At 60.6% G+C, this 21,172-nt stretch carries 15 protein-coding genes; 13 read left to right on the forward strand and 2 right to left on the reverse strand.

The genetic code is table 11. The features are described from left to right. Window positions 1-13: 13 nt before the first annotated feature. Together aceF and aceE are read right to left on the reverse strand one after the other, a co-directional pair. On the reverse strand, window positions 14-2,002 hold the full coding sequence (gene aceF, locus PSTU_RS0104775; RefSeq protein ID WP_019339906.1) for a dihydrolipoyllysine-residue acetyltransferase: 1,989 nt from the start codon (window positions 2,000-2,002) through the stop codon (window positions 14-16). Window positions 2,003-2,026: 24 nt separating this feature from the next. Next, window positions 2,027-4,672 carry a pyruvate dehydrogenase (acetyl-transferring), homodimeric type gene (aceE, locus tag PSTU_RS0104780; RefSeq protein ID WP_019339907.1) on the reverse strand — a complete coding sequence of 882 codons (2,646 nt, stop codon included), beginning with the start codon at window positions 4,670-4,672 and terminating at the stop codon, window positions 2,027-2,029. Window positions 4,673-4,947: 275 nt separating this feature from the next. Here aceE and glnE point away from each other — a divergent pair, with 275 nt between their 5' ends. The 13 genes from glnE (at window position 4,948) to PSTU_RS0104845 (ending at window position 20,761) form a co-directional block, all read left to right on the forward strand. Further along, window positions 4,948-7,893, forward strand: coding sequence for a bifunctional [glutamate--ammonia ligase]-adenylyl-L-tyrosine phosphorylase/[glutamate--ammonia-ligase] adenylyltransferase (glnE, locus tag PSTU_RS0104785; RefSeq protein ID WP_019339908.1), 2,946 nt, complete (start codon window positions 4,948-4,950; stop codon window positions 7,891-7,893). A 45-nt stretch (window positions 7,894-7,938) separates the two neighbouring features. Further along, window positions 7,939-8,862 carry a branched-chain-amino-acid transaminase gene (gene ilvE, locus PSTU_RS0104790; protein WP_019339909.1) on the forward strand — a complete coding sequence of 308 codons (924 nt, stop codon included), beginning with the start codon at window positions 7,939-7,941 and terminating at the stop codon, window positions 8,860-8,862. A gap of 75 nt (window positions 8,863-8,937) precedes the next feature. Beyond that, window positions 8,938-9,972: a lipopolysaccharide heptosyltransferase II gene (gene waaF / locus PSTU_RS0104795; protein WP_019339910.1), complete on the forward strand. Its 1,035-nt coding sequence runs from the start codon at window positions 8,938-8,940 to the stop codon at window positions 9,970-9,972. Further along, complete coding sequence (waaC, locus tag PSTU_RS0104800) at window positions 9,973-10,974, forward strand: lipopolysaccharide heptosyltransferase I (RefSeq protein WP_019339911.1); 1,002 nt, start codon at window positions 9,973-9,975, stop codon at window positions 10,972-10,974. After that, complete coding sequence (locus tag PSTU_RS0104805) at window positions 10,974-12,095, forward strand: glycosyltransferase family 4 protein (RefSeq protein ID WP_019339912.1); 1,122 nt, start codon at window positions 10,974-10,976, stop codon at window positions 12,093-12,095. Before waaC ends, PSTU_RS0104805 begins: the two co-directional genes overlap by 1 nt. A 118-nt stretch (window positions 12,096-12,213) precedes the next feature. Further along, window positions 12,214-13,029, forward strand: a complete 816-nt coding sequence (rfaP, locus tag PSTU_RS0104810; protein ID WP_019339913.1) for a lipopolysaccharide core heptose(I) kinase RfaP — start codon at window positions 12,214-12,216, stop codon at window positions 13,027-13,029. Continuing rightward, window positions 13,026-13,763, forward strand: a complete 738-nt coding sequence (locus PSTU_RS0104815; protein WP_019339914.1) for a lipopolysaccharide kinase InaA family protein — start codon at window positions 13,026-13,028, stop codon at window positions 13,761-13,763. The genes rfaP and PSTU_RS0104815 overlap by 4 nt, the downstream gene beginning before the upstream one ends. Beyond that, a complete protein-coding gene (locus tag PSTU_RS0104820; protein ID WP_019339915.1) occupies window positions 13,760-14,512 on the forward strand; it encodes a lipopolysaccharide kinase InaA family protein in 753 nt (250 codons plus the stop codon). Before PSTU_RS0104815 ends, PSTU_RS0104820 begins: the two co-directional genes overlap by 4 nt. Continuing rightward, the gene (locus tag PSTU_RS0104825; RefSeq protein WP_019339916.1) at window positions 14,509-15,930 is read left to right on the forward strand and encodes a lipopolysaccharide kinase InaA family protein; all 1,422 of its coding nucleotides are present in this window, start codon (window positions 14,509-14,511) and stop codon (window positions 15,928-15,930) included. Before PSTU_RS0104820 ends, PSTU_RS0104825 begins: the two co-directional genes overlap by 4 nt. Window positions 15,931-16,104: 174 nt before the next feature. Next, entirely contained in the window at window positions 16,105-17,859 is a 1,755-nt protein-coding gene (locus tag PSTU_RS0104830; protein WP_019339917.1) for a carbamoyltransferase, read from the forward strand. Continuing rightward, on the forward strand, window positions 17,846-18,766 hold the full coding sequence (locus tag PSTU_RS0104835) for a glycosyltransferase family 2 protein (protein ID WP_019339918.1): 921 nt from the start codon (window positions 17,846-17,848) through the stop codon (window positions 18,764-18,766). Before PSTU_RS0104830 ends, PSTU_RS0104835 begins: the two co-directional genes overlap by 14 nt. Then, complete coding sequence (locus PSTU_RS0104840; RefSeq protein WP_019339919.1) at window positions 18,763-19,908, forward strand: glycosyltransferase; 1,146 nt, start codon at window positions 18,763-18,765, stop codon at window positions 19,906-19,908. Before PSTU_RS0104835 ends, PSTU_RS0104840 begins: the two co-directional genes overlap by 4 nt. Next, window positions 19,901-20,761 carry a glycosyltransferase gene (locus PSTU_RS0104845; RefSeq protein WP_019339920.1) on the forward strand — a complete coding sequence of 287 codons (861 nt, stop codon included), beginning with the start codon at window positions 19,901-19,903 and terminating at the stop codon, window positions 20,759-20,761. Before PSTU_RS0104840 ends, PSTU_RS0104845 begins: the two co-directional genes overlap by 8 nt. The last annotated feature ends 411 nt before the right edge of the window (window positions 20,762-21,172 follow it).

The following is a 21,172-nucleotide window of genomic DNA, read 5'->3' on the forward strand; positions in this document are numbered from 1 at the left end:
GTCGTTCATCGGATCACAGCAGCATGGTGCGGATGTCCGCCAGCAGCTCGGACAGGCGCTTGGTGAAGCGCGCCGCCGCGGCGCCGTTGATCACGCGGTGATCATAGGACAGCGACAGGGGCAGCATCAGCTTGGGCTGGAAGGCCTTGCCATCCCATACCGGCTGCATGGTCGCCTTGCTGACACCCAGGATCGCTACTTCCGGCGCATTGACGATCGGCGTGAAGCCGGTGCCGCCAATGTGACCGAGACTGGAGATGGTGAAGCAGGCGCCCTGCATGTCGTCCGCTGAAAGCTTCTTGTTGCGCGCTTTCTCGGCCAGTGCCGCCGCTTCGCCTGCCAGCTGCAGGAGGCTTTTCTGGTCGACGTTTTTGATTACCGGCACCATCAAGCCGTCCGGAGTGTCGACCGCAAAGCCTACATGCACGTACTTCTTGCGGATCAGCGCCTTGCCGCTGGGTGCCAGTGAACTGTTGAAGTCCGGCAGCTCCTTGAGCAGGTGCGCACAGGCTTTGAGCAGCAGTGGCAGTACGGTCAGCTTGACGCCGGCCTTCTCTGCCACAGCCTTCTGCGCGACGCGGAAAGCCTCCAGCTCGGTGATGTCGGCCGATTCGAACTGGGTCACGTGCGGCACGTTGAGCCAGCTGCGGTGCAGGTTAGCGGCGCCGACCTGCATCAGACGGGTCATCGGCACTTCTTCGATTTCACCGAAGCGGCTGAAATCGATGGTCGGGATCGGCGGAATGCCCGCTCCGCCCGTGCTGCCTTCTGCCGGTGCCTGCTTGGCCTTGCTCATCATGCTCTTGACGTAGGCTTGGACGTCTTCCTTGAGAATCCGCCCCTTGGGGCCGGTGCCTGTAACGTCGGCCAGTTCGACGCCGAACTCCCGTGCGGTCATGCGCACTGCAGGCCCGGCGTGTACCTTGGTGCCGGCCTTGCTCGGGCCGCTTACTGCCGGGGCGGGCGTTGCGGCAGCCTTGGCTTCCGGCACACCCTGCTTGTTCGGCGCGACGGCCTGCTGCTGCGGTTCCGCTTCCTGCGGCTTGGCTGCGGCTTTCTTCGCCGGGGCGGCGCCCGCGACCTTCAGCGTCAGGATCAGGTCACCGGTCTTGGCCGAGTCACCGACCTTGATCGACAGCGACTCCACCACGCCCGCCTTGGGCGCCGGGATTTCCATGCTGGCCTTGTCGGATTCCAGCGTGATCAGCGACTGATCCGCCTCGACGCTGTCGCCGGCCTTGACCATCACTTCGATAACGTTGGCGCTGCCGCTGGAGCCGATGTCCGGAATGCGAACCTCTTCCACAGACTCGCCTGCAGGCTCCTCAGCCGCCTGTTCGGTCAGCTGCTCCTTCGGCTGGCTCTGGGCCTGGCTTGCCGGTGCGCTGCTCGCTGCTGCCGGCTTGCCCGCTGCGGCGCCTTTGAGGACCAGGATCAGGTCGCCAGTGCCCAGCTCGTCGCCCACCTTGACCGAGATGCTTTCGACCACGCCGGCGGCCGGAGAGGGAATCTCCATGCTGGCCTTGTCAGACTCGAGGGTGATCAGCGCCTGCTCGGCCTCGATGGTATCGCCGACGTTGACCGAGACCTCGATCACGCTGGCTTTGCCCGACGAGCCGATGTCCGGAACCTTGATTTCCTGCGATTCACCGCCGGCCGAGGCGGAGGATGCCTCCTCAGCCTGGGTGGCCGGGGCTTCGTCAGCAGGGCTGTCGGCGGCGCCGGCAGGCTCGGCAGCGGCTTGCGCCGGTGCTTCGCTGCCCTGAGCGTCTTCGCTTTCCAGCTCAAGCAGTTCGTCGCCTTCCTTTAGTCGATCACCCAGCTTGACCTTAAGTGCTTTCACGACGCCCGCCTTGGGCGCCGGGATTTCCATGCTGGCCTTGTCGGACTCGAGCGTCAGGATGCTCTGGTCGGCCTCGATACGGTCGCCGACCTTGACGAACAACTCGATTACTTCACCCTCACCGCTGCCGATGTCGGGTACGCGTATGGTTTCACTCACAATAGGTTCTCCTGTGCGCACGCATCAGCAATCCAGCGGATTGCGCTTCTCGGGGTCGATACCGAACTCGGTAATGGCATTGGCCACGACCTTGCGTTCGATGGCGCCGCGATCGGCGAGTGCCTGCAGTGCCGCGACGGCAACCCAGCGACGGTCGACTTCGAAGAAGTCGCGCAGCTTGGCGCGCGAATCGCTGCGACCGAAGCCGTCGGTGCCCAGCACCTGGTATTCGCGGGACGGCACCCATTGGCGAATCTGGTCGGCGAACAGCTTCATGTAGTCGGTGGAGGCGATAACCGGACCTTCGCGGCCTTCCAGGCATTGCTCGACATAGCTCTTGCGGGGTTCGTCGGTTGGGTGCAAGCGGTTCCAGTGGTCCACGGCCAGGCCGTCGCGGCGCAGCTCGTTGAAGCTGGTGACGCTCCAGACGTCGGCACCGACGCCCATCTTGGCGAGGATGTCCACCGCGGCGCGGACTTCGCGCAGGATGGAACCCGAGCCCATCAGCTGCACGCGGTGCTTGAAGTCGCCCTTGGCTTCTTCGAGCAGGTACATGCCCTTGATGATGCCGTCTTCGACACCCTGCGGCATGGCTGGCTGCTGGTAGTTCTCGTTCATTACCGTGATGTAGTAATAAACGCTCTTCTGCAGCTCCATCATCTCGTGCATGCCGTGGTGCATGATCACCGCCAGCTCGTAGCCATAGGTGGGGTCATAGCTGCGGCAGTTGGGGATGGTGCTGGCGAGGATGTGGCTGTGGCCGTCCTCGTGCTGCAGCCCTTCGCCGTTGAGCGTGGTGCGCCCGGAGGTGCCGCCCAGCAGGAAGCCGCGAGTCTGGGCATCGCCCGCCGCCCAGGCCAGGTCGCCGATCCGCTGGAAGCCGAACATCGAGTAGAAGATGTAAACCGGCAGCATCGGCTGGTTGTAGTTGCTGTAGGCGGTACCGGCGGCCATGAACGAGGAGAAGGCGCCCGCTTCGTTGAGACCTTCCTGCAGGATCTGCCCGTCTTGCACCTCGCGGTAGTACATCACCTGGTCGCGGTCGACCGGCTCGTACAGCTGCCCCACCGGCGAGTAGATACCCAGCTGGCGGAACATGCCTTCCATGCCGAAGGTACGCGCTTCGTCGGCGAGAATCGGCACGATGCGCTTGCCCAGATCCTTGTCCTTGATCAGCTGCGACAGGATCCGGCCAAACGCCATGGTGGTGGAGATTTCACGATCGCCCGATCCGTCGAGGACCGCTTTAAGCGTCTCCAGCGGCGGCGTCGGAATGCTGAAACTCTTGGCCCGACGCTGCGGCAGCGAGCCGCCAAGCTTTTCACGGCACTTGCGCAGGTAGCGCATCTCGGCGCTGTCTTCGGCTGGACGGTAGAACGGCAATTCTTCCAGCTGCGAATCGTTGATCGGGATGTCGAAACGGTCGCGGAATTTCTTCAGGCTCTCGATATCGACTTTCTTGGTGTTGTGGGCGATGTTTTTCGCTTCACCGGCACCGGTGCCGTAGCCCTTGATGGTCTTGGCCAGGATGACGGTCGGCTGGCCTTTGTGGTTGACCGCCTGGTGATAGGCCGCATAGACCTTGTAGGGATCGTGGCCACCACGGTTGAGCTTCCAGACTTCCTCGTCGGACATGCTCTCGACGCGCTTGAGCAACTCTGGGTCAGCCCCGAAGAAATGCTTGCGCACGTAAGCGCCGTCTTTGGCCTTGTAGTTCTGGTATTCGCCGTCGATGGCCTGATCCATGCGGCGCTGCATGCGGCCGTCTTCGTCAGCGGCGAACAGCGGGTCCCACAGGCGGCCCCAGACGACCTTGTTGACGTTCCAGTTGGCGCCTTTGAACACGCCTTCCAGTTCCTGGATGATCTTGCTATTGCCGCGAACCGGGCCGTCGAGGCGCTGCAGGTTGCAGTTGATGACGAACACCAGGTTGTCCAGGTTCTCGCGGCCAGCCAGGGAGATGGCGCCGAGGGTTTCCGGCTCGTCGCACTCGCCGTCGCCGATGAAGCACCAGACGCGCTGCTTGCCTTTGGGAATGAAACCGCGGTTTTCCAGGTACTTCATGAAGCGTGCCTGGTAGATCGCCGTGATCGGGCCCAGGCCCATGGATACGGTGGGGAACTGCCAGAAGTCGTTCATCAGGTGCGGGTGCGGATAGCTCGACAACCCGTGGCCATCGACCTCCTGGCGGAAGTTGAGCATCTGGTCTTCCGTCAGGCGGCCTTCAAGGAACGCACGCGAGTAGATGCCGGGCGAGGCGTGGCCCTGATAGTAGATCAGGTCGCCGCCATGCTCCTCGGTCGGAGCCTGGAAGAAGTAGTTGAAGCCGATGTCATACAGGGTCGCGCTGGAGGCGAAGGTGGAAATGTGCCCACCCAGGTCCGGGTCCTTCAGGTTCGCGCGCATCACCATCGCCAGTGCGTTCCAGCGGACCAGGGAGCGAATGCGGCGCTCCATGAACAGGTCGCCGGGCATCTTCGCTTCGCGGGTGACGGGGATGGTGTTGCGGTAGGGCGTGGTGATGCCGTAGGGCAGGGGTGTGCCGCTACGGGTGGCCAGTTCACCCATCCGGGTCATCAGGTAGTGGGCGCGGTCTTCACCTTCGCGATCGAGTACTGACTCGAGGGCGTCCAGCCATTCCTGGGTTTCGACGGGATCGAGATCTTGCATGGCTTGCTCCAGGGCGGAAAGGCTTCCAGAATCGGTTGCCTGCTTCGCGGCCGGCTTTGTGGGCCGGTGCGTCTATGTTCTTGGATGATTGCCGGGGGTAGAGCCGGGCTCTGTAGTTTTACTACAAAACCGTGACCGATTCAGCCCCTTGTCGGAATTTTTCCGTAGTAAAACTACATTCGCAGCGGCTCCGTTGGACGGCTGACTCCGATGTCAGGGCCCAATTCCGGGCGTTCTCGCTATCCTTCTGGCCGGTCTTGCACAAAGGAACATTCATGAGTTTGCCATTGCTGGTTGCATTGCCGACGTCGCTCCAATCGTTGGTCACCCGTGCCGAGGAGACGTTCCTCGACTCCCTGCGCGGCTCATCAGAACGGGCTGAACAGGTATTTTCAGCATGGCCAGCGACTCGCCGTGAGGCCTTCGGTCGGGTTTGTGCCGCCAGCGACTTCGTCAGCGAACAGGTTAGCCGAGAACCCGAGATGCTGCTGCAACTGGCCGAAAGCGGGTTGCTGGAACGACCGCTAAAGCCTGGCGAAATGCGCGCGGCGCTCGCCGAGCTGCTCGACGATTGCATTGATGAGGACAGTCTGGCCCGCCGGCTACGGCGGTTTCGCAACCGCCAGCAGGTGCGAATCATCTGGCGTGATCTGACTCGACAGGCCGATCTGGCCGAGACCTGCGGCGATTTGTCCGACATGGCTGATGCCTGTATCGATCTCGCCTATCAATGGTTGTACGAGCGCCAGTGCGAACAGTTTGGCGTTCCGACTGGCCGGCGCAGTGGCGATGCCCAGCATATGGTTGTGCTCGGCATGGGCAAGCTGGGCGCGCATGAGCTGAATCTGTCTTCGGATATCGACCTGATTTTCGGTTACCCGGAAGGCGGCGAGACCGTCGGGGCGAAGCGTTGCCTGGATAACCAGGAATTCTTCGTGCGCCTCGGGCAGCGGCTGATCAAAGCACTCGACGCGCCGACCGTCGATGGTTTTGTCTTCCGTGTCGACATGCGGCTGCGGCCCTATGGCTCGTCCGGTTCGCTGGTGCTCAGCTTCAATGCGCTGGAGCAGTACTACCAGGACCAGGGGCGCGACTGGGAGCGCTACGCGATGATCAAGGCGCGCGTAGTCGGCGGCGACAAGGCCGCCGGCAAGCAGTTGCTGGAGATGCTCAGGCCCTTCGTTTACCGACGCTACCTCGATTTTTCCGCGATCGATGCGCTGCGCACCATGAAACAGTTGATCCAGCAGGAAGTGCGGCGCAAGGGGATGGCCGCCAACATCAAGCTGGGCTCCGGCGGTATTCGCGAGGTGGAGTTCATCGCTCAGGCTTTCCAGCTCATCCACGGCGGGCGAGACCTGAGCCTGCAGCAGCGGCCCTTACTAAAAGTGCTGACAACTCTGGCGGGGCAGGGCTATCTGCCGACTGCTGCCGTAGAAGAGTTGCGCGAAGGCTATGAATTTCTGCGCTACACCGAGCATGCACTGCAGGCCATCGATGATCGCCAGACGCAGATGCTGCCAGAGAATCAAATTGATTGTGATCGCGTCGCCCTGATCATGGGCTTCGATGACTGGGAGGCCTTTCATCAGCAGCTGCTGTATTGGCGTGGGCGGGTCGATTGGCATTTCCGCCAGGTGATTGCCGATCCCGATGAAGACGAAAGTGCCGAAGCCGAATCGCTGGTGGGCGGCGAGTGGTTGCCGTTGTGGGAGCAGGATTGGGACGAGGAATTCGCCTGCCGTCAGTTGAGCGACGCGGGTTTTCGCGATGGCCAGGGCGCCTGCCAGCGTCTCGCTGCCCTGCGTAGCGCCAATCAGGTGCGAACCATGCAACGTCTTGGGCGCGAGCGTCTGGATGCGTTCATTCCTCGGTTGCTGGCTCAGGCGGTCGAACAGGATGACCCGGACCTGGTGCTGGAGCGCGTGCTGCCGTTGGTTGAGGCGGTCGCACGCCGTTCCGCCTATCTGGTGCTGCTGACGGAAAATCCGGGCGCGTTGCAGCGGCTCCTCGAACTTTGTGCCGGAAGCCCCTGGATCGCCGAGCAGATCGCCCGCTTCCCGTTGCTGCTCGACGAGCTGCTCAATGCCGGGCGGCTGTTCAGCCCGCCACAGGCGCCGGAACTCGCCGCCGAGCTACGCGAGCGGCTGGCACGCATTCCCGAGGACGATCTCGAGCAGCAAATGGAAGCGTTGCGCCATTTCAAGCTGGCGCACCGTTTACGTGTCGCGGCATCCGAGATCGCCGGTACTTTGCCGCTGATGAAAGTCAGTGACTACCTGACCTGGCTGGCCGAGGCCAATCTCGAAGAGGTGCTGGCCCTGGCCTGGCGGCACACCGTCGCGCGGCACGGCCAGCCGCAGCGTGCCGACGGTTCGCTGTGCGATCCGGCCTTCGTCATCGTTGGCTACGGTAAGGTCGGCGGCATTGAGCTGGGCCACGGTTCCGACCTGGATCTGGTGTTCATCCATGACGGCGACCCGAACGCCGAAACCGACGGCGCCAAACCCATCGATGGCGCGCAGTTCTTCACTCGCCTGGGTCAGCGCATCATTCATCTGCTGACCACCCAGACGACCTCAGGGCAGCTCTACGAGGTCGACATGCGTCTTCGTCCGTCAGGTGCATCCGGCCTGCTGGTCAGCTCGCTGGGCGCCTTTGGTCGCTACCAGAGCGACGAGGCCTGGACGTGGGAGCATCAGGCGCTGGTGCGTGCTCGAGTGCTGGTGGGCTGCCCTCAGTTGGAAGCGGATTTCGAAAAAGTCCGCGCTTCGGTGCTCGGGCGCGCGCGTGATCTTGAACAGCTGCGTGGCGAGGTCAGCGAGATGCGCGCCAAGATGCGCGACAACCTCGGCACTCGCACCACTCAGGCGGGCACGGCTGAAAAGGCGTTCCTGGCCGATGGCGAGTTCAATCTCAAGCAGGACGCCGGTGGTATCGTCGATATCGAATTTATGGTGCAATACGCGGCTTTGGCGTGGTCGCACCAGCATCCGCAGCTGCTGCGCTACACCGACAATATCCGCATCCTCGACGGGTTGGAGCAGGCCGGGTTGATGACCGGCGATGAGGTTCGGCTGCTGCAGGACGCCTACAAGGCATACCGCGCTGTGGCTCACCGGCAATCACTGCAGAAACTGCCTGGCGTTGTGAGCGGGGATCAATTTCATGACGAGCGTCGCGCGGTGATGCACATCTGGCGTGAGCTGGGGCTCAGCTGATCTCGTCTGTAAACACAGCATTTATCGAATTCCGAGGTGGCAACAATGTCGATGGCCGATCGTGATGGCGTGATCTGGTATGACGGTGAGATGGTGCAGTGGCGCGACGCGACCACCCATGTACTGACTCACACCCTGCATTACGGTATGGGCGTCTTCGAAGGCGTGCGCGCCTACAACACGCCAGCCGGTACTGCGATCTTCCGCCTGCAGGCGCATACCGATCGCCTGTTCGACTCGGCGCACATCATGAACATGAAGATGCCGTACTCGAAAGAGGAAATTAACGAGGCCACCCGCGCTGCCGTTCGTGAAAACAATCTCGAAAGCGCCTATATCCGGCCGATGGTCTTCTACGGATCAGAGGGCATGGGGCTGCGCGCCAGCGGTCTGAAAGTGCACGTGATCGTCGCCGCCTGGCACTGGGGTGCCTACATGGGCGACGAAGCGCTGGAGGTCGGTATCAAGGTCCGCACCAGTTCCTTCACCCGGCACCACGTCAACATCAGCATGACCCGCGCCAAATCCAACGGGGCGTATATCAACTCGATGCTGGCGCTGCAGGAAGCGATCTCCGGCGGTGCTGACGAGGCGCTGATGCTGGATCCGGAAGGTTATGTGGCCGAGGGATCAGGCGAGAACATCTTCATTATCAAGGATGGCGTGATCTACACCCCGGAGGTCACCGCCTGCCTCAACGGCATTACCCGTGGCACCGTACTGACCTTGGCCGACGAGCTGGGTATCAAGGTGGTCGAGAAGCGCATCACCCGCGATGAGGTCTATATCGCCGACGAGGCCTTCTTCACCGGTACTGCTGCTGAAGTTACCCCGATCCGTGAAGTCGACGGCCGCAATATTGGCCTTGGCCGTCGCGGCCCGGTCACCGAGCGCATCCAGAAGGCATACTTCGATCTGGTCTCTGGCAAAACCGATGCGCACGCTGAATGGCGGACCCTGGTGGGCTAAAGGCTCTAGGCTGAAGGCTGGACGAGGTGCTTCTTCGTTCAACCTTCAATCCTCCAGCCTCTGGCGGCTCTTGTTATGAATATTCTGATTGTGGGTCCTAGCTGGGTCGGCGACATGGTGATGGCGCAGACGTTGTTCGTCTGCCTGAGGCAACGCCATCCCGACTGCCAGATCGACGTGCTCGCCCCGGAGTGGAGCCGGCCGATCCTCGAGCGCATGCCCGAGGTTCGTGAGGCGCTGAGTTTTCCGGTGGGGCACGGCGTGCTCGACATGGCGACCCGGCGAACCATTGCGCAGAGCCTGCGCGGGCGTTACCAGCAGGCAATCCTGCTGCCCAACTCGCTGAAATCGGCGCTGGTGCCATTCTTTGCCGGCATCCCGAAACGCACCGGCTGGCGTGGCGAGATGCGCTTCGGCCTGCTCAACGACATGCGCAAGCTGGATAAACAACGCTATCCGCTGATGATCGAGCGCTTCATGGCGCTGGCCTTCGAGCCTGGCGTTGAGCTGCCCGAGACTTATCCGAAGCCCTCCTTGCGTATCGTCGAAGAGACTCGCGATGCTGCGTTGGCGCGTTTCGGGCTTGCGTTAGATCGCCCGGTGCTGGCGCTTTGCCCCGGTGCCGAGTTTGGTGAATCCAAGCGTTGGCCGGCCGCGCATTTCGCCAAAGTCGCGGAAGCGAAGATTCGTGAAGGCTGGCAGATATGGTTGTTCGGTTCGAAGAACGACCACGCTGTCGGCGAGGAGATCCTGCAGGCGTTGATTCCCGGATTGCGTGAAGAAGCCCTGAACCTGGCCGGCGAAACCAGCCTGGCTGAGGCGATCGATCTGCTCTCCTGCGCCGATGCGGTGGTTTCCAACGATTCGGGTCTGATGCACGTCGCCGCCGCCCTCGCGCGGCCGCTGGTTTCCGTCTATGGCTCGACGTCACCGGCCTTCACGCCGCCTTTGTCCGACCAGGTTGAGATCGTGCGCCTGGGGCTCGACTGCAGTCCCTGTTTCGATCGAACCTGCCGTTTCGGTCATAACAACTGCATGCGCGAACTTGAGCCGCGTTTGGTCATCGAGGCGCTGGGGCGCCTGGTACCGCAGTCGGTCGAGGTGCGCTGAGTGAGGGTTTTGCTGGTCAAGACCTCCTCGCTGGGTGACGTGGTCCACACGCTTCCGGCGCTGACCGATGCACAGCGCGCCATTCCGGGCATTCAAATCGACTGGGTCGTGGAGGAGGGGTTCGCTGAGATTCCTGCCTGGCATCCGGCGGTTACGCAGGTGATTCCGGTAGCGGTTCGGCGCTGGCGCAAGCATCCTCTGCAAACCCTTCGTTCCGGTGAGTGGCGGCGTTTCAAGGCGCGACTGCGTGAGACCCGTTACGATCTGGTGATTGAAGCTCAGGGGCTGTTGAAGAGCGCCTGGTTGACACGCTACGTCAAGGCACCGGTCTCAGGTTTTGATCGCGACTCGATACGTGAGCCGCTGGCGTCGCGTTTCTATGATCGATGCCATGCCGTGCCGCGGGACCAACATGCGATCGAGCGGGTGCGTCAGCTGTTTGCCCAGGCGCTTGGCTACACAGCTCCGGAAACGGTCGCCGACTACGGACTGGACCGCAGCCAGTTGGCTGCACCGGGCGAGCAACCGTATTTGCTCTTCCTGCATGGCACTACCTGGCCAAGCAAGCATTGGCCAGAGCGCTACTGGCGCGAACTGGCCGAGCGTATGAGCGAGTTCGGTTGGGCGATCCGCTTGCCGTGGGGCAATGCCGAGGAGAAGGCCCGCGCCGAACGAATCGCCAAAGAGCTGCCGGGCGCTTCTGTATTGCCCAGACTCAATCTGGGTGGTGTCGCCAAAGTTGTAGCCGGGGCGCGTGCCTGTGTAGCGGTGGATACGGGGCTCGGTCATCTCGCCGCAGCCTTGGACGTTCCGAGCATTTCGCTTTATGGGCCCACGCTGCCCGGCCGCGTCGGTGCGTACGGCCGTTCCCAAATACACCTGTGCGCGCCCGGGCCGAACGCCGGCAAAGGGGATCGCCACAAACCCTGTTTCGACGAGCTGCCTCCTGAGCGCGTCGCAAGTGAACTCAAGGCCCTGTTGCGGTCATCGGAGACGCCCTGATGCAGCTGGCCTTCATCCTCTATAAGTATTTCCCGTTCGGCGGCCTGCAGCGTGACTTCATGCGCATCGCGCTGGAATGCCAGCGCCGTGGTCATGCAGTCCGGGTTTACGCGATGATTTGGGAAGGCGAAGTGCCCGCTGGTTTCGAGGTGCTGATCGCGCCGGTCAAAGCGATCTTCAACCACACCCGCAATGAGCGTTTTACCGACTGGGTCGAAGCCGATCTGGCGCAGCGCCCGGTTGATCGTGTGATCGGCTTCAACAAGATGCCAGGGCTGGACGTGTACTACGCCGCCGACCCTTGCTTCGAGGACAAGGCGCAGACCCTGCGCAACCCGATCTACCGGCGCTGGGGCCGCTACAAGCACTTCGCCGAGTACGAGCGCGCGGTCTTTGCGCCGCAGTCGAAGACCGAGATCCTGATGATCTCCGAGGTGCAGCAGCCGCTGTTCGTGAAGCATTACGCTACACCGACCGAGCGGTTCCATCTGCTGCCGCCGGGCATCGCTCAGGATCGACGGGCGCCATCCAATACCACTGAGATTCGGGCCGATTTCCGCCGTGAGTTCAAGCTTGAGGATGACGACCTTCTGCTGGTGCAGATCGGTTCCGGCTTCAAGACCAAGGGGCTCGATCGCAGCCTGAGAGCCGTTGCGTCACTGCCTCGCGAATTGAAGAAGCGAACTCGCCTGTTCGTCATTGGCCAGGACGACCCCAAATCGTTCCAAATGCAAGCCAAAACACTGGGAGTATCCGCTCAGGTCGAGTTTCTCAAAGGCCGCAGCGACATCCCGCGTTTTCTCCTCGGAGCCGACCTGCTGATCCATCCGGCCTACAACGAGAACACCGGTACCGTGCTGCTGGAAGCGTTGGTCGCGGGGTTGCCGGTGCTGGTGACGGATGTCTGTGGTTACGCCTACTACATTGAAGATGCCGATTGTGGCCGGGTGGTGCCCAGCCCGTTCGAGCAAACCACGCTGGATCGTATGCTGGAGCAGATGCTGGCCGACGATGAGCAGCGGGCCCTCTGGAGTCGAAATGGCTTGGCCTATGCTGACAGCGCTGACCTCTACTCGATGCCGCAGAAGGCCGCCGACGTAATCCTGGCGGAGCGCCCATGAATGCCGTTATAGGAGCCAGCTTGCTGGTGATGCGCTTGTGCAGCATCGGGCGGGTTTTAACCTGCCGAATGAACCTGATGCTCGCGCCCCAACGGTCCCGTGAGCAATGGGAGGGCGTATGCGCCTGATTCTCTCGGAGCCCTTCAAGACCCTCTGGCAAGGCAAGGACCCCTTCGTCGAAGTCGAGCGCCTGCAGGGCCAGGTTTACCGCGAGCTCGAAGGCCGGCGAACCCTGCGCACCGAAGTCGACGGGCGCGGTTACTTCGTCAAGATTCATCGCGGCATCGGCTGGGGTGAAATCGTCAAGAACCTCTCTACCGCCAAGCTGCCGGTACTTGGCGCCGGGCAAGAGTGGCGCGCCATCCAGCGACTGCATGAGGTCGGCGTGCCGACAATGACGGCCGTGGCCTACGGTGAGCGTGGCATCAATCCTGCGACGCAGCATTCGTTCATCATCACTGAAGAGCTGGCGCCAACGGTCAGTCTTGAGGACTTTAGCGCCGACTGGTCGCAAAACCCGCCCGAGCCAAGGCTCAAGTGGGCGCTAATTGATGAGGTGGCGCGCATGACTGGCGACATGCACCGTGCCGGCGTGAATCACCGCGACTGCTATATCTGCCACTTTTTGCTTCATACCGACAAGCAAGTTACGGCTGATCATTTTCGTCTTTCGCTGATCGACCTGCACCGCGCCCAGGCCCGCAGCACCACACCGCCCCGCTGGCGCGACAAAGACCTAGCCGGGGTGTACTTCTCGGCCTTGAATATCGGCCTGACCCACCGCGACAAGCTGCGCTTCCTAAAGCGGTATTTCCGCAAACCGCTGCGGGATGTACTGCGCGATGAGGCCGCTTTGTTGGCCTGGCTGGCAGCCAAGGCCGCAAAGCTGCAGACTCGCTATGACCGCAAATACGCGCCGGGTACACAAGGGTGAGTGCGTGGACCGTCGTCCGTTGTGCAGATCCCGAAGCAATTGAGGCCTTCGGCAGCCTCGAGTCGGTGTTCGCGCTCCGAGGTGAGCCGATTGCCCGGGACCCATTGTCCGAAGTCATCCGGGTCGAGCATGACGGCCTGCGCTACTACGTCAAGCGTTATTGGGCTGCCGGGAAGGGGTTGCGTCGCTATTTAGGGCGTCCGCGAGTCAAGGCGGAATGGCAGAATCTGAAGCATTTCGAGCGCTGGGGGATACCCGTTGCGCCGCTCGTAGCCTGGGGTATGGAGCGTCGCGCCGGCGCGTTTGTGCGAGGGGCGCTGATCACTCTGGAGGTGCCTAATACCCTGGACATGGCGGCGATCGCGAAAAACGGAGATCCGCGTCTGTCTGATCGAGGCTGGGTTGAGCGCATCAGTCGACAGGTCGCACAGGCGACTCGGACCCTGCACGATCACCGTTTTGCTCACAATGACCTGAAGTGGCGGAACCTGCTGGTGAACGATGCTGGCGAGCTTTTTATGATCGATTGTCCATCCGGTGACTTCTGGTGGGGGCCGTTTCTGCGGCACCGTATCGTCAAGGATCTGGCTTGTCTCGACAAAGTGGCCAAATACCATCTGAGCCGCACCCAGCGGCTGCGCTTTTACCTGCAGTACCAGCAGCGTCCACGCCTGGTGCCCGGCGATCGCGCCGTTGTCGATCAGGTGCTCAAATATTTCGAGGGACGCGAATGAGCGAGCATTTTTCCGCGAGCGACAAGGCAATCCTGCAGGTGCGTGGGCTGGATAGCTTCGATGCGCTTTGGGCGCTGCAGCTTGACTCGGTGGATGTACCGAACACAGCGCGCGGCGGCTGGAGCAGTGTTTTCCGTCTAGAACTGGGCGAGACGGCCTATTACCTCAAACGTCAGAGTAACTACCTGGCGCATACGCTGCACCGCCCGTTCGGCGAGCCGACGTTCGCCTGCGAGTTTCGTAGTATTCAGCGATACCAGCGTCTTGGCATTCCCACGTTGCAGGCGGCGTATTTCGGCGAGCGGCGCGTCGCCGGCGAGCGGCGGGCGATCCTTCTTACTCGCGCGCTGGATGGCTGGCGGGATCTGCACAGCTGGCTGGACGACTGGCGCGAGCTGGGCACGCCGGCACGCAAGACACTTATAGATGCTTGCGCCGAGCTTGCGCGGACCCTGCATCAGGCGGGGCAGCGCCATGGCTGCTTCTATCCCAAGCACATCTTTCTGCGTCCTGCTGGTGAGCGATTCGAGGCGTGCCTCATCGATCTGGAGAAGACCCGCCCGCTGCTTGGGCGCCGAGATCGAACGCTCGACCTCGAGGCGCTGACCCGTCGTGCGGCAGTCTGGAGTGAAGGCGAGGTGCGGCAACTGATCGAAACCTATCTTGCACACGATGCCAGAGAGTCGGCTATCGACGCCTGGCTGGAGAAAATTGCCGGTCGCCGGCAGCGCAAGGCGGGACGCACATGAAGCTGATGGAACTCGCCCATGCCGGTCGTTCGCCGACATTGCCGCTGACGCTGGCATTGCCCACTGGCGAATTGACGGTGCAACAGTGGCTGCGCGTACTGCCAGGGCAGCGTTATGTCGGCAAGGCGCAGTGGCAAGGCCGCGACGTGTTGGCCAAGCTGCTGGTCGGAACCAGGGCCGAGCGGCATTTCCAGCGCGAGCGGCGCGGCGCCCGATTGTTGAAGGAACAGGGCATAACTACGCCTGCGCTACTCGTCGAAAGTTTGGCGGAGGGACAGGGCGGTTGGCTTTTGTTCGACTACCTGGCCGGTGCCGAAAGTCTGGAGCAGGCATGGCGCGCGGTGAAGTGGCAACCCATGCTATCCGATGAGCAGCAGGACGTGTTGGGCGCGGCGCTTGGCGCTATTGCACAATTGCATGGCAAGGGGCTGTGGCAGAGCGATCTGCATCTGGATAATCTGCTGCGCCATGAGGGAAAGCTGCATCTCATCGACGGTGGCGGTGTGCAGGCGCAAACACCGGGCCAGCCGCTTGATCGCGACAAGGTGTTGGCGAACCTCGGTGTGTTCTTCGCCCAGTTGCCTGCCAGCCTGGAGCGTCATATCGAGGAATTGCTCGTGCATTACCTGTTGGTCAATGGCGAGCATGCGCTTCCCCTGGAGGCCCTGCTACGGGAGATTGCCAGCGTGCGGCGCTGGCGGCTGCGCGACTACCTTGGCAAGCTTGGGCGTGATTGCTCTTTGTTCAGCGTGAGCCGCCGTTCCAGTCAGCTGCGTATCGTACGCCGCGAGGATGAGCCCGTACTACATGAGTTGCTGGCGGCACCGGATGTGGCTGTCGAAGCGGGGCGCGCGTTGAAGCTGGGCGGTAGTTCGACAGTCGCTTTGGTCGAGCAGGGTGGCCGGCAGCTAGTGGTCAAGCGCTACAACATCAAGGGCCTTGGACACTGGCTACGACGTTGCTGGCGCCCGAGCCGTGCCTGGCACAGCTGGGTTGAAGGTAATCGCTTGGCGTTTCTCGATATTGCTACGCCGCGCCCGCTGGCAACGTTGGAGTTGCGTTGGCTGGGACTGCGCCAACGCAGCTATCTGGTTACCGAGTACGGCGCGGGTGAGGATATCGTTACTCATTTCCGGCCATATCTATCCAGCTCACCGCCTGAAGCCGAACTGTTGGCGCTGGATCGACTTTTCGCGTCATTGCTGCACGAGCGTATCAGCCATGGCGACATGAAGGGCACCAATCTTTTGTGGGAGCAGGGCCGCTGGTCGCTCATCGACCTCGATGCGGTTCAGCAGCACGGCAGCGATGCCAGCTTCGCCCGTGCCTACGCCAAGGATCGTGCAAGATTCCTGCGTAACTGGCCGACCGACTCGGCGCTCCATCGCCTGCTTAACGAGCGCCTGCCACGACTCTGACTGTTCGTTGCACAAGCCTGCGGTTCGTAGCCTGCGTGAAGTTTCGCTCTATGTCGTGTACGTCCCCCGCGGCGGTGTCGGTATAATTGCGCCCTTTATCAGTGATCGCATACAGCGGTCGTGTCCGATATTCCGTGATAGCCTTGCGCTATTACCTGTTCCAGAGGCCTTCCTGTGGCATTGACGATTCTCGGCCTTTCCGGCGCCCTCAGTCATGATCCTTCCGCCGCTCTGTACATCGACGGCAAACTGATCGCAGCCGTCGAAGAAGAGCGTTTCGTGCGCGACAAGCATGCCAAGAATCGCATGCCCTACGAGTCGGCCAAGTTCTGTCTGGAGCAGGCCGGCATCAAGCCGTCCGACGTCGACGTGGTGGCGATTCCTTTCGCGCCCATCAGCATCTTCGAGAAGGCCCGCTGGCACTACGCCAAGCGCTACTGGTACGCGCCGGATCGCGCGCTAGATGCCATTCTCATGGGCAACCGTCGCTACCACCGTTACAAGAAGCGCATCCAGTGGTGCCTGCAGCAGCTCGGCTTCGACCTGAAGAAGGTCAAGCTGCAGCCGGTCGAGCATCATCTGGCCCACGCCTCCAGTGCCTACCATTGCTCCGGTTTCACCGAGAAGACCGCCATCCTCGGTATCGACGGCAAGGGCGAATACGCCACCACATTCTTCGGCTGGGGCGAGAACGGCAAGATCCACAAAATCAAGGAATTCTACGATCCGGATTCGCTGGGCGGCCTGTATGGTGCGGTTACCGAGTACCTCGGCTTCGAGATGCTCGACGGCGAGTTCAAGGTCATGGGCATGGCACCTTACGGTGATGCCGCCAAGTACGACTTTTCTCGTTTGGCGAAATTCGAGAACGGCGAGCTGACCATCAACACCGATTACGCCAACGTTATCGGCTTCCGTCGCTACAAGGAAAACGGCAAGGGCTACTACTTTTCGCCCAAGCTGATCGACTGGCTCGGCCCCAAGCGCGAAGGCGACATCGCCGACGATCCCTACATCCATTACGCCGCCAGCATGCAGGCGCTATTCGAGAAGCTGGCGCTGGAGATGATGGACTACTACCTGGGCGACATCATCCGCCAGACCGGCAAGATCGCCTTCGCCGGCGGCTGCGCGCTGAACGTCAAGCTCAACCAGAAGATCATCGCCCGCCCCGAGGTAAAGGAACTGTTCGTCCAGCCCGCGTCCGGTGATGCTGGCACCGCGGTCGGCGCTGCCGCCTACGTCTCGCATCAGCGCGGCGTGCCGGTGGAGAAGATGGAGCATGTTTATCTCGGCCCGTCCTATTCCAACGAGGACGTGATTGCCGCCTGCGCCCGCCACCCTAGCCAGCCGGTGTGGCAGAAGATCGGCGACGTGCCCGAGCGTATCGCCAAGATCATGGTCGATGGCAACCCGGTAGCCTGGTTCCAGGGGCGTATGGAATTCGGTCCGCGCGCCCTGGGTGGGCGTTCCATCATCGGCTGTCCGAGCATTCCGGGCGTGGCCGACCGCATCAACGAACAGATCAAGTTCCGCGAACGCTGGCGCCCGTTCTGCCCGTCCATGCTTGATACCGTAGCCGAGCAGATGCTCAAGGTCGACCATCCCAGTCCGTTCATGACCTTCACCTTCGAAGTCAACGACGAGTGGAAGGAGCGTGTCAGCGAAGTCGTCCACGAAGATGGTACTTCCCGCGCCCAGGTACTCAAGCGCGAATACAACCCGCGCTGGTACGACCTGATGCTGGAGCTGGAGAAGCTCACCGGCAACGGCGTCTCGCTTAATACTTCACTCAACCGCCGCGGTGAGCCGATGATCTGCTCGCCGACCGATGCGCTGAATATGTTCTACGGGTCGGATCTGCAGTATCTGATCATGGAAGATGTTCTGGTGGTGAAGGACGAGAAGAGCGGGTATGACGTCCTCTGAAGTGCTGATTAGCGTCGTTATTCCGGCTTACAACTACGCACAGTCTCTGCCGCGTGCAGTGGAGTCGGTGCTGGCGCAGCTGGATGAAGCCTTTGCTGAACTGATCGTCATCGATGATGGTTCGAGCGACAACACGCCGCAGGTAATCGAAACGTTTTTAGCCCGCCAGCCAGCGCGGTTCCGGACGTTGCGCAAGGATAACGGTGGGGCGGCGTCGGCACGCAATAGAGGCATCTGCGAAGCCAGGGGGGATTATCTGGTTTTTCTTGATGCTGATGACGAGATGGTCCCAGGGGCGTTGGCAGCACTGGTGCAGCACATCGAGCAGCACCCCGAGACGCGTATGGTAATCGGCGGCCACGATGCGGTTTTGAGCGATGGCAAGCACCGCTCATATACCCCTCCCGCTTTACCGGAGTCGCGTCTGGACAGGCTGCGCGGATACCTGCTGGACAAGCGGATTGCGTTGTCCAACGGAGCCTGCGCCATGCATCGTGAGGTTTTTTCGCGAGGCAACTACCCAGAGCAGTTTCGCAGTGCGGAAGATATTCCAGTGTTCAGTCAGGTGCTGGCCTTTTACCCGTGTACCGTGCTCGCTCAGCCGCTGGCAGTGATTCACAAACATGACGACAGTTTGCGTCATCAGTTCATCCACGCAAAAGCGGGCGGGCTGGCCTTGGTTGATGAAGTATTTTCGCCGCTCAGGTTGGATGAAGAATTTCAAATATTGAAAAAGGAATTTGCTGTGCAGCGATGCCTTTCATTGTTTCGCAGCGCTTATTTGGCAGGTGATGCTGGTGCTGCCAAGGAGTACTTCCGTATGGCGTTACGGTATGACCGACGCGTACTGTTGAATGTTTCATATGCGCGCAAGGCGCTGCGATTGTGGTTGGGCAGTTGGCAATGACTCGTAAGATCAAAGTTTTACAGCTGCAGAATCGCTATAACGTCAATGCCTCGGATCTTGCCGAGCAGGTAATTCAAGGGTTACCAACGCAGAACTACGAAGTGACTACTGCCTTTCTGCGTGGCCGACCAGGGCCTCGCGAGCCTGAGAGTCGGGCGGTACGCTCGGTGTACTTCGACTTGAGTAGCGCCTCGACCAAGGGGCTGCGTCTTAAAGCACTCTGGCTGCTTTACAAGCATTGTCGTGCTCAAGGCTACGATGCGGTCATTGCCCATCGCTTCAAGCCTATAAACATGATGATGCTGCTAAATCTCTGCTTGCGCATACCAGCCTGTATCGGCGTCTTGCATGGCCTTGGCGAGTATGATCGCCCTTATCGCCGCTGGGAAAGCCGCGCCTTGATCAGCAAGGCCTGGCGAATGGTGGGGGTTTCCCGTGCTGTTTGCGATGATTTGATCAACAGCGGTGCAGGTTTCACACCATGTAACGTTCGCCAGATTAACAACGCTATCGATATTTCTCGTGCCGAACGCTTGCAACATCCCAAGCCGCAGGCGCGGCAGCTACTGGGCCTGCCACAGGATGCGTTTATTATCGGAACCATCGGACGATTGGTTCCGGTCAAAGGACATCTCCAATTGCTGGAGGCGTTCAGCGAGATAAAGGATGACTTCCCTCAAGCACTACTGGCTATTATTGGTGATGGGCGCTTACGCCAGGAAATGGAAGCGATAATCCAGGCCCGCCGATTGGAGGGGAGGGTGCGATTGCTGGGTGCGAGGGACGATGCCCTGCAATATGTCAGAGCCTTTGATGTCTTCGTGATGTCATCTCTCAGTGAAGGCTTGCCTCTGGCATTGCTCGAGGGGATGAGTGCCTGCTTGCCGGTAGTTGGTTCGGATATCGATAGCATGCGGCCAATTCTGGAAGACAGTGGTGGGCGTATGTATCCCGTGGGCCAGCCGCTGATATTGGCGGAGCGACTGAGGGAGGTTATTTCGCTGACACCTCAGGAACGTGAGAAAGAGGGGAAAAGATCATACGAATACCTTTGCCGGGCGCATGCTATTGAGGATTTTCGCAAGCAGTACCGAGATTTGCTCGAAGAAATGCTGAGTAAAGGATCGCGAAATCATGCGTAATCTCCCGCTCGTAACGGTGATTATTGCCTCGTATAACCACGGGACTTACATCGAAGAAAGTATTCTGAGCGTTCTGCAGCAGACGTATCCAAATATTGAACTGTTGGTCGTGGATGATGGCTCGAAGGATGATAGCGTCGAGCGTATTCAGCGCTTACAGGAGAGGTGCGAGTTTGATTTTCGTACTCAGCCCAATCAAGGCCTTGCCCGAACTCTGAACGATTGTATCGCTCGAGCTCAAGGGAACCTGATCGCGCCACTTGGCTCGGATGATGTGATGTTGCCAGAGCGTATCGCCACGCAGGTGGCGTATATCCAAGACAAACCAGAGGTTGGGATCTGCGCGGGCAACATCCAAACGATCGATGCCCAAGGCAACATCATTCAAAAGCGCTGCCGAGACCGAGAATTTCGTCGGTTGGACTTCAACGCAATGTTCAATGCAACGGACGTCGGGCCACCTGCGCCGACGTTATTATTCCGACGCGAGGCGCTGGAGGCGGTGGGAGGGTTTGATCCGGAAATACGTTTGGAAGATTTGCAGGTTGAGTTGAAGATTACCCACGCAGGATTCTTTATCGATGTATTAAGCGACGTCTTGGCAAAATACCGAGTCCATGGCGCCAATACATACAAGAATCGACGATTCATGGTAGAGCAGGTGATGGCGACCTATGCCTGTTTTCGAGATCATCCCGACTATCCAAGCGCCTGTGCCAAATTTACGAACTCTATGCTGCTCAAGTGTGCTAGTGACGACAAGGCACTGGCGCGGGAATTGCTGCGGAAATTGCCGCCACGTTACTGGGATATGAAAACGCTACGTGGGTTAGGGCGTTTGCTTCTTAGTTGAGCGCCCGGCGGAGCAAGCGGAATTTGCGCGCACAACGTCAGAGCAAAGTATGGCTGAAATCGCTCTGATCTCGTCTTCTGGCCAAGCCCCCCAAGCGGTTTCAAGCAGCGCTTGGCAGTGCTCTTCCGAAAACCGCCAGCGAATATGGCGAGCAGGATTGCCTGCTACTATTGAATAAGGCTCGACATCTCGGGGCACGATACTTCCACAGGCTACGACAGCACCGTCCCAATCGTTACACCGGAAGGAATGATGCAGCCAGAGCAGAGCCAGACATCACATCGCCTTTCGTGCCATTGTAGTTTGATATGTCTGCTGCTTCCTCAACGAATGCAGGAAAGGGAAAAGTACTGATCCAGTCCGTGCGATGGAGGCGGCCAAGGAATACCTGTACGTTGCTGGCAATAGAGC

Source organism: Stutzerimonas stutzeri SDM-LAC (assembly GCF_000235745.1).
Taxonomy (GTDB): domain Bacteria; phylum Pseudomonadota; class Gammaproteobacteria; order Pseudomonadales; family Pseudomonadaceae; genus Stutzerimonas; species Stutzerimonas stutzeri_H.